Here is a 14,275-nt window from a genome sequence, read left to right as displayed (position 1 = left end):
TCAATATACTGCCCCGAGTCGCGCTGCCAGGCCGCTGTCGCATCCCCTCCCGATGCACGGCGTCCCCAGCGATGCAGCTCCCCGGCTGCCCCCTCACGAGAAAGCGATTGATGAGCGAAGCTTCCGCAGCCACCCTTCTGCATCCCGAGACCCGAGTGACCCACGTGGGCCGCGATGCCAAGCTGTCCAACGGCCTGGTGAACATTCCGCCCTACCGCGGCTCGACGGTGCTGTTCGACAAGGTGGAGCAGCTCAAGAACAGCAGCGGGCACCGCGCCTACGGCCGCTGGGGGACGCCCACGGGCCGCGCGCTGGAATCGGCGCTGGCGCAGCTCGAAGGCGGCGCCAACGCGATGCTCACGCCATCGGGCCTGTCGGCCGTCACCACCGCCCTGCTGGCCAGCGTGAAGCCCGGCGACCACATCCTGATGGTGGACAGCGTCTATCCGCCGGTGCGCAACTTCTGCGCGACGGTGCTCAAGAAGATGAACGTAGCCACCACGTACTACCCGCCGCTGGTCGGCGCCGGCATCGCCGAACTGATCCAGCCGAACACCACGGTCGTCTACACCGAATCGCCCGGCTCCGGCACCTTCGAGGTGCAGGACATCCCCGCCATCTGCGCAGCGGCCCATGCGGCCGGTGCCCGCGTGCTGATGGACAACACCTGGGGCACCGCCCTGCTCTTCCCGGCGCTGCAGCACGGGGTGGACCTGTCCATCCATTCGCTGACCAAGTACGTGGTGGGCCATTCGGACGCGCTGCTGGGCGTGATCGTGGCACGCACGCGCGAGCTCTACCTGGACGTGCGCGCATTCCACGGCGCGCTGGGCCTGACGGTCTCCCCCGACGACGCCTTCCTGGGCCTGCGCGGCCTGCGCACCCTGGCCGTGCGGCTGCGGCAGCACCAGGAGAGCGCACTGCAAGTGGCCCGATGGCTGCGCGAGCAGCCCCAGGTGCGCGAGGTGCTGTATCCCGCACTGCCGGGCGCGCCGGGCCACGCGCTCTGGAAGCGCGACTTCCATGGTGCCAGCGGCCTGTTCGGCGTCGTGCTGCGGCCCGCCCCCGAGGCCGCCGTGATCGCCATGCTCGACGGCATGCAGCTGTTCAAGATGGGCTTCAGCTGGGGCGGCTTCGAGAGCCTGGTGATCCCGGTCAAGCCGGGCAGCCATCGCTTGAGCGGCCCGATCGCCGCGGACGACGTGGGCCTGCGGATCCACGTGGGGCTGGAGCATCCCGAAGACCTGATCGCTGACCTCGCCGCCGGCCTGCGGCGCCTGTCAGACCACCCCGGCTGACGCACCGACAGCGCGCACGCACGATTTCTTCAACAACAACTCTCGAGACAACAGATGAAAACATTGATCCACGCGATCTCCATGGGCGCGGCCGCCGCGCTGCTCGGCTTCGCAGGCAGCGCCGCGCTCGCGGACCAGCTCGACAGCATCAAGGCGGCCGGTTCGCTCAAGTGCGGCGTCGGTTCGCAGTACAAGCCCTTCTCCTTCGTGCAGGACCCCAAGACGCGCAAGTTCGTCGGCTACGACGTCGACATCTGCGAGGCCGTCGCCGCCAAGATCGGCGTCAAGCCCGAGTTGGTCTTCATCACCGGCGCCACCCGCGTCACCGACCTGCAGTCGGGCCGCACCGACATCGCGCTGGCCAACCTGACCCACACGCCGGAACGCGCCCAGCTGGTCGACTTCAGCAACAACTATTTCGCCAGCCAGGTGAAGGTGATGGTGCCGGCCTCCTCGTCCATCAAGAGCTTCGCCGACCTGGGCGACAAGCGCCTCGCGGGCATCAGCGGCTCCAACCACGAAGTGAAGGTGCCCAAGGTCATCACCGGCGCCGACCTGAAGGTCTTCCCCTCGCCGGCCAACGCCTACCTGGCGCTGGAGCAGGGCAAGGTGGAGTCGATGGTGGGTGACGAGACCACGCTCATCGGCCTGATCGGCGGCCAGCAGGCCAAGTGGCGCATCCTCGACCAGCCGGTGGACACCCAGCAGATCGGCATCGGCGTGCGCAAGGGCGAGCCGCGCATGGTCGCGGCGGTCAACGACACGCTCGCCGACCTGGAAAAAAGCGGCAAGGCCACGCAGATCTTCGACCAGTGGTTCGGCAAGGATTCCGAGCTCAAGATGAAGCGCAGCTTCACCTTCGCGCCCTACATGCAGCCCTGATCCGGCGCTGAAGGAAGACCGAACCCGTGGACGCCTTGGCATCCATCGACTGGGGCGTCATGCTCCGGCCCGAATACCGCAGCATGCTGCTCAAGGGCATCCGGTACACGCTGGCCCTCACCGCCGGGGCCATCGCAGGCGGACTGATGCTGGGCATGGTGGTGGCCTTCGGCCGGCTGGCGTCCTCGCGCTGGATCCGGCTGCCGGCCACCGCCTACGTCGAGCTGGTGCGGACCATTCCGCTGCTGGCGCACGTGATGTTCTGGTACTTCGCCGTGCCGGAGATGCTGCCCGACGAGCTCAAGCGCGCGCTGTACAAGCACGACGTGGGCTTCTACGCCTCGCTGGCGGCGCTGACCCTGTACTCGGCGGCCTTCATCTCCGAGGACATCCGCAGCGGCATCCGCGGCATCCCGCACGGGCAGGCCGAGGCAGCCAATTCGCTCGGCTTCGGTTTCTTCGACACCTTTCGCCTGGTCGTCCTGCCGCAGGCGCTGCGCGCCACCGTGCCGCCGCTGCTGGGCCAGGCCATGAACATCACCAAGAACACCACCGTGGCATTGATGGTGGGCGTGGGCGAGCTGGCTTTCGTCACCCGCGCGGTGAACGACGCCTCCTTCCTGAGCGTGGGCGTGTATGCCTTCACCACGGTCTTCTTCCTGCTGATCGCCATCGTGCTCACCGCGCTCGGCAAGTGGTATCAGCACCGTTATCCCGCGAGGTAAGAAGCGATGTGGGAGATTCTCGAAACCTATTGGGTGCAGCTGCTGATCGGCTACTACCCCGACGGCCCGCTGGGCGGCCTGGCCATGACGCTGATGCTGGCCCTCGTGGGCCTGGTGCTGGCGATGCCGGCGGGGCTGGCGGTGTGCCTGGGACTCATCAGCCCCTGGCGGCCGCTGGCGCAGGCGGTGAGCCTCTTCGTGTTCTACATGCGCAGCGTGCCGCTGATCGTGCACCTGCTGTGGGTCTACTTCCTGCTGCCGCTGGTGGTCAAGGGCGCGCCGCTGTGGCTGGTGGTGCTGGTGGTGATGACGCTGTTCAACGGCGCCTACCTGTCGCAGACCATCCGCGCCGGCATCGAGGCGCTGCCCAAGGGCCAGTACGAGGCCGCGCGTTCGCTGGGCCTGCCGCATGGCCGGGCGATGCGGCACGTGATCCTGCCGCAGGCGCTGCGCAACATGCTGCCCAGCATCGTCAGCCAGTTCGTGCTGCTGATCAAGGAAACGGCGCTCGGCTCGGTCATCGGCCTGCACGAGATGACGCTGGAGTTCATGGGGCTCAACGACACCCTGGGCGATAAGGCCATCCCGATCTTCACGCTGCTGGGTATCTCGTACTTCGTGCTGTGCTATCCGCTCACCCTGCTGGGCCGCCACCTGGAACGCCGCTTCGCCGGCCCGTCCCGCAGCGCCTCCGCTCCCGCCGCCCAGGCCTGACCCATCGACGAGCCGAAGATGACAGAAAAACCCAAATCCATCGAGTTCCAGGGCGTCAGCAAACGCTTTGGCGACAACCCGGTCCTGAAGAACATCTCCATCGACTTCCACCAGGGCGAGGTGGTGGTGATCTGCGGCCCCTCGGGCTCGGGCAAGTCGACCTTGCTGCGCACCATCACGCGGCTGGAAACCATCGATGCCGGCCGCATCCTGGTCGAAGGCCGCGAGCCCGGCCACTCGGCCAGGGAAGTGAATGCGATGCGCCAGCGCGTGGGCTTCGTGTTCCAGAGCTTCAACCTGTTCCCGCACCTGACGGTGATGGACAACGTCTGCCTGGCACCGCGCCAGCTGCTCAAGCTGTCCGACAAGGAAGCCCGGGAGCGCGCCATGGCGCTGCTCACGCGGGTGGGGCTGGCGTCCAAGGCCGATGCGTCGCCCAACCAGCTCTCGGGCGGCCAGCAGCAGCGCGTGGCCATCGCGCGCACCCTGGCCATGCAGCCGCCGATCATCCTGTTCGACGAACCCACCAGCGCGCTCGACCCCGAGATGGTGGGCGAGGTGCTGGCCGTCATGCGCCAGCTCGCCGGCGAGGGCATGACCATGCTGTGCGTGACGCACGAGATGGGCTTCGCGCGCGAGGTGGCCGATCGCATCGTCTTCATGGCCGACGGCCAGATCATCGAGGACGCCCCGCCCGAGCCATTCTTCACCGCCACGCGCAGCCCGCGCGCCAAGGCTTTTCTTTCGGAAGTCCGCCATGCCTGAAACCACGCCACCCACGACCGACGGTTCCGCCCTCACCGACCAGCTCTTTCGCCTGCTGCGCCTGAAGACCACGCCCGTGGGCATCCAGATGTTCGAGCGGGTGGAAGACATGGAGGCCGTGCCCAAGATCCGCCGCCCCAACGGCGCCATCTACACCACCGACCAGATCGTCGGCCAGGCCGCGCGGCTGGGCTTCACCGTGGGCATCACCGCGGCCGACCTGGTGGGGCCGCAGTGCGCCACCGTGATCGGCCTGGCGCCGCAGACCGAGGAATGGCAGGCCGGCAAGCCCTTCGCGGGCGTGTGGTTCGCCACCGAAACCGACGCCGCCGCGCACCAGCGTGCCATGCATTGCGTGCCGTATGGGCGCTATCAGGCGATGGCGGTTTCGCCGCTGGCCAGCGGGCGGCTCGATCCCGACATCTGCCTGGTGTACGCCAACCCCGCGCAGATGATCCTGCTCATCAACGGCCTGCAATGGTCGGGCTACCGCAAGCTGGAATGGGGCGCGGTCGGCGAGTCGGCCTGCGCCGACTCCTGGGGCCGCGCACTGGCCACCGGCGAGCCCAGCCTGTCGCTGCCCTGCTTTCCGGAACGGCGCTACGGCGGCGTGCCCGACGACGAGATGTTGATGGCCCTCAAGCCGGCGGACCTGGCCAAGGCGCTGGAAGGGCTGGCCGCCCTGGCGCGCAACGGCCTGCGCTACCCCATCCCACCGTATGAAGTGCAATCGGACGTGCGTGCCGGCATGTCGGTGAGCTACGGCAAGAAGTAATCCATGACCCTCCCTACCGAACAGACCCGCGCGGGCATCCGCGCCATCCTCCATCCGCGCTCCATCGCCTTCATCGGTGCATCGGACGACATCGTCAAGTGGGGCGGCGTGCTGCTGCATGTGCTGCGCAAGTTCAACTACCCGGGCGCGGTCTATCCCGTCAACCCGAAGGCCGACACCATCCAGGGCCTGCGCGCTTACCGAAGCGTGGGCGAGATCGGGCAGCCCATCGACCTGGCCGTGATCTCCATCGGCGTGGATGGCGTGGAGCAGGCCATGCGCGAGTGTGCGGCGGCCGGCGTGCGCGCCGCGATGGTGGTGACTTCGCAGTTCGCCGAGTCGGGCGCCGAAGGCGCGGCCAAGCAGGCGCGCGTGCTGGCAGTGGCCAGGCAGGCCGGCATTGCCATGATCGGCCCCAACTGCATGGGCGTGCTCAACGCCAACGAGAACGTGGCGCTGCTCAACTCCACCGCACTGGTGGAGTATTTCAGCGAGATCCCGCGCGGCCGCATCGGCGTGGTGAGCCAGAGCGGTGCGGTGGTGGGCGCGATGATCGCCCGCGCCGGCTTCGTGGGCGCGGGCTTCAGCAGCTGCGTGTCGCTGGGCAACCAGGCCGATCTGGAGATCTGCGATTTCTTCGACTATCTGGTGGACGACCCGGCGACCGATGTCATCTGCCTCTACATGGAAAGCGCCCGCTCGGTGGAGCGCATGCTCGCCATTGCGCGCCGTGCACGGGCGGCGGGCAAGCCGGTGCTGATCACCAAGGCCGGCCGCACGCCGCACGGCCAGAAGGCGGTGGCTTCGCACACCGCCAGCATGGCCGGCACCTACGACACCTTCCTGGCGCGCTGCCGCAACGAAGGCATCGTGGTGCAGACCGACGCGCTGCAGATGCTGTTGACCGCGCAAGCGCTGCAGGCCTTCCCGCTGCCGCCTGCTCCCGGCGTGGCGCTGTTCAGCGGCTCGGGCGGACAAGGCGCCTTGGGCAGCGACGCGCTCTCGGACCATGGCCTGGTCCCCGGTGAGCTGAGCGCGGCCACCCGCGCCGCGCTGGCGCCCTTCTTCACCGCAAGCAACCAGCAGTTGCCCTATGACCTGGGTGCGGCGGCGTCCGGCCCCGGCAAGGGCCGGCCCGACCTGCTGACCGGTTCGATGGAGCCCATCTTCGCCGACCCCTCCGTCGGCGCCTGCGTGTACTTGATGACGCCCCAGGGCGGCATGGACGACATCGCAAGGCGGTTCACCGAACTGGGCCGCAAGTACGGCAAGCCGGCGCTCCTGGCGAACTGCGCCAGCGGCATCACCGAGCACATGCGCCAGGCGCTGCTCGGACTGGGCGCGCCCTTCTTCCCGAGCCAGCACGAAGCCTTCCTGACGCTGCGCGACCTTGAATGGCTGCGCAGCCACGACGGCCCCGACCCGGTGGATGCGACTCCCGCGTTGTCGGCGCAACTGCAAGCCTTCACGCAGGCGCTGCCGGAAGGCATGCAGGACGAAGACACCAGCAAGGGCCTGCTGGCGCTGGCGGGCATCGACGTGGCGGCGGGCGAACTGGCGGTCGATGCCGATGCCGCCGTGAGCGTGGCCGGCGCGCTGGGCTACCCCGTGGTGCTCAAGATCGTGGCCGACGGCGTGACGCACAAGAGCGACATGGGCGGCGTGCAGCTCGACCTGCGCGATGCCGACGCCGTGCGCGCCGCCTTCGGGCGCATCCGGCGCGCCGCCGAGGGGCTGCCCGGCGCGATCTTCCGAGGTTGCCTGGTCCAGCCCATGGTCCAGGCCGAGGCCGAGCTCATGATCGGCACCTTGTACGACGCCGAGTTCGGCCCTTTCCTGCTGATCGGTGCCGGCGGCACGCTGGTGGAACTGATGAAGGACACGCAGCTTCTGCCCGCGCCGGCCAGCCCGCGGGCCATCGAGCGCGCGATCCGCGGACTGCGCTGCTTCCCGCTGCTCGACGGCTACCGGGGCCGCGCGCCGGCGGACCTGGACAAGCTGGTCCGGATCGGGCACCGCATCTCGCTGCTGGCGGCCCAGCTGGGCGCGCGCATGCCGGAGATGGACATCAACCCGCTGGCCGTGCGGGGGGATCGCGCGGTGGCGCTCGACGCCCGCCTGCGCTGGTGCGCGCAGCCCGATCTGGCCGTCGGTTCTCCGGCCTGACCGCCTACGCCGGCGCGGCCGCCCAAGCCACCGCCTGCGGAGACTGCGCGACGCCGGCCAGTCGCCGCAGCTGCTGCAGTTCGGCCTGCTCGAACTGCGAAGACCGCATGCAGCCGAAGGCCTTGGCCTCGTCGGCGAACCGGTCGGCTGCATCCGGCAGCGCATCGCGACCTTCGAGGCGGAACGACACCGGCGCCAGCGGCCCGAACAACAGGGCACGCCGGAGCTGGGGCCAGCGCTGCGGATCGGGCTCCACGCCCGCGGCGCGCGCGAACAGCAAGGCCATCAGGTTCATCTTGGTCTTCTGCGGCAGGCCCAGTGCGCGGCACTCCGCAACACCCGCGTGCATCTCTTCGAGCGTCGGCGCGGCGATGGCGCCGCCCCACGCATAGGCGATCCACCGGGCCTGCAGCTCGACCGGCGGAAACATCGGGCCCGACTGGTCCCACATGCCGACGAACGCCAGTCCGGGCAGCTGCGGATGGAAGGTGTGGCGGAAGAGATCGAGCCGTTGGGCGTCCATGCCCAGCATGCGGCGGATCGGCGCGCCCAGGAAGGGCATCCTCAGCTCGAAGCCGGTCCCGAAGAGGATGCCGTCGTAGGTCTGCGCGGACCCGTCGCTGAAGCAGACCCGCGTGCCTTCGACCCGGTCGAACCAGGGGCGCACCTCGATCCGGCCCTCGGCGACCAGCGGCAGGAAATGCTGGCTCAATGTCAGGCCCGCATCAAGGATGCTGTCGGCCGGCTTCGGCGCGCCGAACTGTTCCGGACTGCCGCCCCACGCCACCACCAGCTCCTTGAGCAGGGCACCGAATTCGCTGCGCGGCAGCGACTCTTCCGCCAGCGCCTGGTAGCGCGTGAACACCCGATGGTCCGAGGGCACGCCCGCCACGAGCTTCGGCAGCACATAGCGCTGCCGGCGATGGCACAGGTCCACCCTGGCCGCGCCGAGCATGCAGAGATCGCTGGCGATCTCGAGGGCGCTGATGGCGCAGCCGGCGACCAGCACGCGCTTGCCGCGGTATCGCTCCGGATGCTTGTAGGCACTGGTATGCGCGACGCCCTCGCTGCCGGAAAATGACGCCAGCCCCGGCACCTCGGGTATGCGCCCGTGCTGGAAGCGGCCGCAGGCGACCACGACTTTTTCGAAGATCTCTTCGCCGTGCGCACCATGGCGCACGGCCCAACCGCCGGACACGGCGGCGACCTCGTGCACCTTGGTACCCACACGTATGCGGCCCGAGAGACGGAACCGGTCCGCATAGCGCTGCAGGTAGTCGCCGATCTCGCGATTGGACGGATACACCGCGAGGCCCGGCGCGTGCGGCAGGTCGCTGAACTGGGTCAGGACGCGGCTGGTGTTGGTGCGCATCGATGGCCATACGCCGCTGCAGATCGCGTCGCCGCTCCATTGGCCGCCGGGCCATGGCGCCTGCTCGAACAGCACGGGCTCGAAGCCTTCCGATTGCAGATAGCGGGCGGCGACCAGGCCGCCCGGCCCGGCCCCGATGATTGCGACGCTTGGCATCGTTGGAACCTCCATCTTCGCCGGGATCGTCGCTGCTGGGGACGATGCCCGATGCGGGGTCGATTCTCCCGCTCCAAGCGCGCAGAATCCAACGCCCGGCACGCATCTTCAGCTGATATGCTGGTGCACGCATCTCCGTCGCATGCAGCCACCGCAAAGAAAACTGAACATCGGAATCGCCGGTGCCGGGCCCGCCGGCCTGGCGGCCTCCATCGCGCTGGCGAGGCTCGGCCATCGGGTCGAGGTTTTCGAGAAGCATCCGACGCTCGAACCCCTGGGCGCAGGGCTGCTCATCCAACCCCAAGGACTTCGCGCACTCGAAGCACTCGGCGTGCGGCGCGAGTTCGATGCGGTCAGCGTCCCCATCGCACGGCTGCTCGGAACCAGCCATCGCGGTTGGCGCGTGGTCGACATCGACTACGAGGACGCCCCTGCTCGCGCCGTCAGCCGGGCGCTGCTTGCCCGAGTTCTCTACGCGGCGGCCCAATCCGCCGGCGTCCATTTCTCCCTGGCTCGGCATGTCGAGTCTTTGAATGTGGTGGATGGGCGTGCGAGAGCGACGACGAAGACCGGCGCTTCGGATTTCGACCTGTTCGCCATGGCGGATGGGGCCGCTTCGCGCTTGAGGGAGAGTACCGGCCTTGCCGGCCCTTCCAAGACCTACCGGTGGGGCGCCCTGTGGGGACAGTTCTGGGTGCCCGCCTGGAAGGATGCCGAAGTGCTTCTGCAGCGGTTCCGGGGAACCTCGGAAATGATGGGGCTTCTGCCGACCGAGGTTTCGGGCAGCGCCGTCCGGCTTTCCTTCTTCTGGAGCATCCGCGGCGACCGCTACGCGGCCTGGCGCTCGGCGGACCTGGCGGGGTGGCGGGCGCACGTGCTGTCGCTCTGGCCCGAGTCCGAGCCCGTGGTGGGCCAGATTCGCCGTCACGACGACCTGGCGTTCGCGACCTATCGCCACACCTGGCCGCGCTCGATGGGCGCCGGCCCGCTGTGCGTGGTCGGCGATGCGGCGCATGCCATGAGCCCTCAGCTCGGACTGGGAACGACGCTGGCCGTGGAAGACGCCCTCGCGCTGGCCCATGCCGTGGCGCGACACGGGGCGACGGGAGCGACGCAAGCGTTCTCAGCCCGACGCTTGCGGCGGTCCCAGGGTTTTCAGACCTTGAGTCGGCTGCTCACCCCGTGCTTCCAGGCGCAGGGTGCAGGCATGTGGCGGGACGTCGCGTTCGCCACGGGACTGCGCATTCCCGGCGTCCCTTGGCTGATGAAGCGCAGCCTGGCAGCGCCTGCGAGGTCCGCTCCTGGCGAGACGGCGGCGTACCCACCTGCCGACACCAGTCGGCCCGCGCCTCTCGCATGAAGCCATCGGGCAGGCCGGGCGTAGACTGAACACCGAGAACTGTTGCCATGGGCGGCTGCGTGTGGACCGACTGCAGTCAGCGAAACGCAGCGCCATGCCCCACTACTGGATCACGTCATCCGCATCCGCGCGCCGCCGCAACGACGGCGGGATCGTCAGCCCGAGCGCCTTCGCAGTCTTGAGGTTGATCGCCAGCTTGAAGGTCGTCGGCTGCTGGACCGGCAGTTCGGCCGGATCCGCGCCCTTGATGATCTTGTCGACGTACTGCGTGGCGAGATCGAGCATCTGATAGAGATCGGGCCCGTACGCCATCAGTCCGCCCGCGACCACGAACGGCTTGTACAGATAGACGGATGGCAGCCGATGCCGCAGTGCGAGTTCGGCGAGCCGACCTGCATCCCGCGTGAACATCACGTCGCCCAGGATGAGGACCCCCTCGGCGCGTTGCAGGGCCATCGCCGCGAACGCCGCATCGTACTGGTCCGGGCGCCCGGCCTCCACCACATGCAGTTGCATGCCGGGCGGCCGCACTGCGTGGGCGATGCGGACGTACGCCAGGTGTTCCGGTCGGATCGGATTCGTGAGGATCGCGACCCGCACGAGGCCCGACACGGCATCGCGGAGCAGCTCGATCGTCTTCGGGACCAGGTCGCGCGCGACGGTCGTGACCCCGGTGACGTTGCCGCCGGGGCGCGCGAGGCTGGCCACGAAGCCGCTCTGGACGGGGTCGTCGCCGCTGAACGCCATGACGATCGGGATCGTCGCCGTGACGTCGCGCGCCGCGCGAATGGCGCTGGTGTGGCCGGCGACGATGAGGTCGACCCTGAGCCGCACCAGATCGGCGGCAAGCGCCGGGAGCCGGTCCACCTTGCCGTCGGCGAAGCGCTCCTCGACCTCGAGGTTGCGGCCGATCACATGGCCGCGCCTGGCAAGGCCTTCGATGATCACCGCCGCCAGCGTGGTGTTGTCGAACGTGGCGAGGCTGAGAACGCCGATTCGATGGACCTTGGGCGGCTGCTGTGCCTCGGCCACGAACGGCACGGCGACGACGTCGAACGCAACGCCACCGATGAACATCCGCCGGTCCATCATTCGATCACCTCATCCGAGTTCAGCAATGCCCGGAATGGACATGGCGACGCTACGCCGCCGCCACCGGAAGGTCAAGCAAGCCGGGCGATCGCCCGGCAGGCCTGGCGGCAGGTCGTGCTAACCCGCCAGGCCCACGAACACGTTCTGCACGTCGTCGTTGGCATCGATGGCGGCCAGGAAGGCCTCCACCTCTTCGAGATGCTCGGCGCTCAGGCTGGCCGGATCGATCGGGTTCTTGGCCTTGTAGCCGAGCTTGGCCGACAGCACCACGAAGCCCTGGGCCGGCAGCGCGCGGCTGACCAGGTCGAGGTCCGCCGGGCTGGTCAGGAACACCGTGACGCCCTCTTCGCCAGGCTCGAAGTCCTGCGCCCCGGCCTCGATGGCCGCGAGCTCAGGGTCGGCACCGGCCTGCTGAGCCTCGGCTTCGATCATGCCGAGGTGGTCGAAGTCCCATGCGACCGAACCCGAAGCACCCAACTGCCCCTTGCGGAACAGCACCCGCATCTCGGGTGCGGTGCGGTTGACGTTGTCGGTCAGGCATTCGACCATCACCGGCACCCGGTGCGGCGCGAAGCCCTCGTAGATCACGTGATCGAAATGCACCGACTCGCCGGTCAGGCCGGCGCCCTTCTTGATGGCGCGCTCGAGCGTGTCCTTGGGCATCGAGACCTTGCGCGCCTGCTCGACCACCAGCCGCAACCGGGCGTTCGACCCCGGATCGGCCCCGCTGCGCGCGGCGATCATGATTTCTTTCGCGAGCTTGCCGAACAGGCGGCCCTTGGCGTTGGCCGCCAGGTCCTTGTGCTTGGCTTTCCATTGCGCGCCCATGTGTTGTGTTCCTTTGAGTTTGTTGGTGGCCGACCTCTGAGCTCGATATCAATGCGGCCGGCTGTCGAACGGATTCTCGATCGTCAAGCGACCCTCGATGCGAAGCCCGGCATGCATGTCTTCCGAATACAGCGTCTCGCATCCAGCCAGCAAGGCGGAAGACGCGATCATCGCGTCGTAGACAGCGAGTTGATATCGCTCGGCCAGTTGGCGGCCGAGGTCGTGGGTCGCGATTGTGATCGGTTCGACGCGACACAGTGCACGCAGCAATTCCGAAAAGTCGCCAATGTCGCTCCATGACATACCCAGCTTGCGTCGGGCTACGTTCGTGAACTCGTTCAAGACCTGGATGCTGAGAACCGGCCCCTGTGCCAGCAGCGCTTCGGCGCGATCCGCCTTCGTGCCGTCCTCCGACAGCAGGTACAGGACCACGTTGGTGTCGACGAACCGCTCAACGCTCATTGGCGCGATCGCGGTCGAATGAGAAATCAGCGGGCAATCGGCCGCGAAACTCGCGCAGTGCCGCAAGCACCTGATCTTTTCCAGGTTTCTTGCTCAGCACCAGCTCGCGCGGACCGCGCACGCTCACTTGCACATCGTCCCCATCCACCAGTTCCAACTCCTTGACCAAGGCTGCGGGCAAGCGAATGGCCAGACTGTTGCCCCACTTCGAGACTTGCATAGACACTCCCTTTGGATATACAAGTACCAATGTAGATCCGCGTCGTATTGAAGTCAAGCGGACGGGACTGGTTGCGCCTCAAGGCCACACCGCCGGATCCGTCCCCGGCGGCACCGACGGCCGCGTCCACGCCGCCGGCGTGCGCGCCAGTTGCGCGCTGTGCCTCAACCCGCACAGCGCGCCGAAACCCGAGGCCGAGGTCTCCAGGTAGGGCGCCCGATCCGGCACGGCCGCGCCGAGCCCGCCCTCGACCCGCCCCAGCCCGCGCAGCCAGCGCCCGGTCTGCGCCAGCGACACCTGCACATGCCAGCTGCCGCCCTCGCGCTGCTGGCGCCACAGCGCCGCCGCCGCGCCCATCGCGATCAGGTAGCCGGTGGCCTCGTCGAGGATCTGCATCGGCAGCGGCCGGGGCTTGCCGTCGCCGGCGGCCTCGCCCTCTGCGTGATTGAAACCCATCGCCGTCTGCACCAGCGAATCGAAGCCGCGGCGCCCCGCCCAGGGTCCGCGCGTGCCGTAGGCCGTGAGCGAGACGTGGACGATGCCGGGCCGGATGCGCGAGGTGTCTTCCGGGCCGAAGCCCAGTGCCGCGAGTCCGCCGGGGCGATAGCCCTGAACGAACACATGCGCGTCGGCCAGCAGGCGCGCCAGCGTCTCCTTGCCTTCAGCCGTGTCGAGGTCGACATGCGCCGACAGCTTGCCGCGGCTGGTGTCGGCGATGGCCTCGATGTTCGGCAGCTTCGGCGAGTTGACCAGCATCACGTCGGCGCCGTAGGCCGCCAGCGCGCGCCCGCCCACCGGGCCGGCCAGGATGCGCGTCAGGTCGAGAACGCGCACGCCGGTGAGCGGGCGCTGGTCGCCGGCCAGTGGCGGCAGCGCCAGCGGCGATGCATCGCCGATGCGTTCGATCGTGAACAGCGGCTGCCCGGCCAACGCCCTGCCCTGCGGCGTCGCATCCCAGTCCTCGAAGCGCCTGAGCGCGGTCGCGACCAGGCCTTGCGCAGCCGCGGCGTCCTCGAAATCGACCGCCTTCCAGCCTCGCATCGCGGCTTCGGCATCGGCGCGCTGCGCGCGCTCCGGGTCCAGGCCCAGCAGCCGCAGCGCGCCTTCGCGGTGGTGGGCGAAGTTGGCATGGATGCGCACCCAGCCATCCGCGCTGCGGTACAGGCCCGAGAAGGCATCCCAGAGCTCGGGCACCCGGCCGTCGAGGCTGAACCAGCCGGTGCATTCGAGCGCCGCATGCCGCATGTCGACGCTCACCGCCTGGCGTGCGGCACCCCGCTGGTGGCCGAGCTCGCAGGCCGCCAGCGCCGCCGCCGCGATGCTGCTCTGCGCCGCGGCGCCGACCGCGAAGGACGAAGGCAGCACCGGATCGGCGCCCGACAGCTGCGCCTGCGACAGCGCCTCCTCGGGCAATCCGGCCTGCAGCCATAGGCTGCGCAGGGCTTCGAAGGCGTTCATGG

At 68.7% G+C, this 14,275-nt stretch carries 14 protein-coding genes; 8 read left to right on the top strand and 6 right to left on the bottom strand.

Annotated elements, in window-relative coordinates:
• Positions 1–110: 110 nt before the first annotated feature.
• The 7 genes from metC to QTI33_RS01875 are packed head-to-tail and all read left to right on the top strand — an operon-like array spanning position 111 to position 7,325.
• Positions 111–1,298 (top strand): cystathionine beta-lyase, encoded by a 1,188-nt coding sequence (metC, locus tag QTI33_RS01905; protein ID WP_286504061.1) that lies wholly within the window; start codon positions 111–113, stop codon positions 1,296–1,298.
• A gap of 54 nt (positions 1,299–1,352) precedes the next feature.
• Positions 1,353–2,180, top strand: coding sequence for a transporter substrate-binding domain-containing protein (locus QTI33_RS01900; RefSeq protein WP_286504060.1), 828 nt, complete (start codon positions 1,353–1,355; stop codon positions 2,178–2,180).
• A gap of 26 nt (positions 2,181–2,206) precedes the next feature.
• Entirely contained in the window at positions 2,207–2,905 is a 699-nt protein-coding gene (locus QTI33_RS01895) for an amino acid ABC transporter permease (RefSeq protein ID WP_286504059.1), read from the top strand.
• Between the two features lie 6 nt (positions 2,906–2,911).
• Positions 2,912–3,619 carry an amino acid ABC transporter permease gene (locus QTI33_RS01890; RefSeq protein ID WP_286504058.1) on the top strand — a complete coding sequence of 236 codons (708 nt, stop codon included), beginning with the start codon at positions 2,912–2,914 and terminating at the stop codon, positions 3,617–3,619.
• Positions 3,620–3,637: 18 nt separating this feature from the next.
• On the top strand, positions 3,638–4,384 hold the full coding sequence (locus QTI33_RS01885; RefSeq protein ID WP_286504057.1) for an amino acid ABC transporter ATP-binding protein: 747 nt from the start codon (positions 3,638–3,640) through the stop codon (positions 4,382–4,384).
• The gene (locus QTI33_RS01880; protein WP_286504056.1) at positions 4,377–5,159 is read left to right on the top strand and encodes a DUF169 domain-containing protein; all 783 of its coding nucleotides are present in this window, start codon (positions 4,377–4,379) and stop codon (positions 5,157–5,159) included. The genes QTI33_RS01885 and QTI33_RS01880 overlap by 8 nt, the downstream gene beginning before the upstream one ends.
• A gap of 3 nt (positions 5,160–5,162) precedes the next feature.
• Positions 5,163–7,325: an acetate--CoA ligase family protein gene (locus QTI33_RS01875; protein ID WP_286504055.1), complete on the top strand. Its 2,163-nt coding sequence runs from the start codon at positions 5,163–5,165 to the stop codon at positions 7,323–7,325.
• A 4-nt stretch (positions 7,326–7,329) separates the two neighbouring features.
• Here the strand turns inward: QTI33_RS01875 and QTI33_RS01870 are convergent, their stop codons facing one another.
• Positions 7,330–8,853: a flavin-containing monooxygenase gene (locus tag QTI33_RS01870; RefSeq protein ID WP_286504054.1), complete on the bottom strand. Its 1,524-nt coding sequence runs from the start codon at positions 8,851–8,853 to the stop codon at positions 7,330–7,332.
• Between the two features lie 142 nt (positions 8,854–8,995).
• Here QTI33_RS01870 and QTI33_RS01865 point away from each other — a divergent pair, with 142 nt between their 5' ends.
• A complete protein-coding gene (locus QTI33_RS01865) occupies positions 8,996–10,213 on the top strand; it encodes an FAD-dependent oxidoreductase (protein WP_286504053.1) in 1,218 nt (405 codons plus the stop codon).
• A 102-nt stretch (positions 10,214–10,315) separates the two neighbouring features.
• Here QTI33_RS01865 and QTI33_RS01860 read toward each other — a convergent pair whose 3' ends face one another.
• The 5 genes from QTI33_RS01860 to QTI33_RS01840 form a co-directional block, all read right to left on the bottom strand.
• Complete coding sequence (locus QTI33_RS01860) at positions 10,316–11,290, bottom strand: ABC transporter substrate-binding protein (RefSeq protein ID WP_286504052.1); 975 nt, start codon at positions 11,288–11,290, stop codon at positions 10,316–10,318.
• A 132-nt stretch (positions 11,291–11,422) separates the two neighbouring features.
• Positions 11,423–12,133 carry a YebC/PmpR family DNA-binding transcriptional regulator gene (locus QTI33_RS01855; protein ID WP_286504051.1) on the bottom strand — a complete coding sequence of 237 codons (711 nt, stop codon included), beginning with the start codon at positions 12,131–12,133 and terminating at the stop codon, positions 11,423–11,425.
• 48 nt (positions 12,134–12,181) lie between these two features.
• On the bottom strand, positions 12,182–12,595 hold the full coding sequence (locus QTI33_RS01850) for a PIN domain-containing protein (RefSeq protein WP_286504050.1): 414 nt from the start codon (positions 12,593–12,595) through the stop codon (positions 12,182–12,184).
• Positions 12,585–12,815 (bottom strand): AbrB/MazE/SpoVT family DNA-binding domain-containing protein, encoded by a 231-nt coding sequence (locus QTI33_RS01845; RefSeq protein WP_286504049.1) that lies wholly within the window; start codon positions 12,813–12,815, stop codon positions 12,585–12,587. Before QTI33_RS01845 ends, QTI33_RS01850 begins: the two co-directional genes overlap by 11 nt.
• A gap of 78 nt (positions 12,816–12,893) precedes the next feature.
• The gene (locus tag QTI33_RS01840; protein ID WP_286504048.1) at positions 12,894–14,273 is read right to left on the bottom strand and encodes a CoA transferase; all 1,380 of its coding nucleotides are present in this window, start codon (positions 14,271–14,273) and stop codon (positions 12,894–12,896) included.
• Between the last annotated feature and the right edge of the window lie 2 nt (positions 14,274–14,275).

The organism is Variovorax davisae (assembly GCF_030316845.1).
Classification (GTDB): Bacteria; Pseudomonadota; Gammaproteobacteria; order Burkholderiales; family Burkholderiaceae_C; genus Variovorax; species Variovorax davisae.
This window is presented reverse-complemented; position numbering and strand designations above follow the sequence as displayed.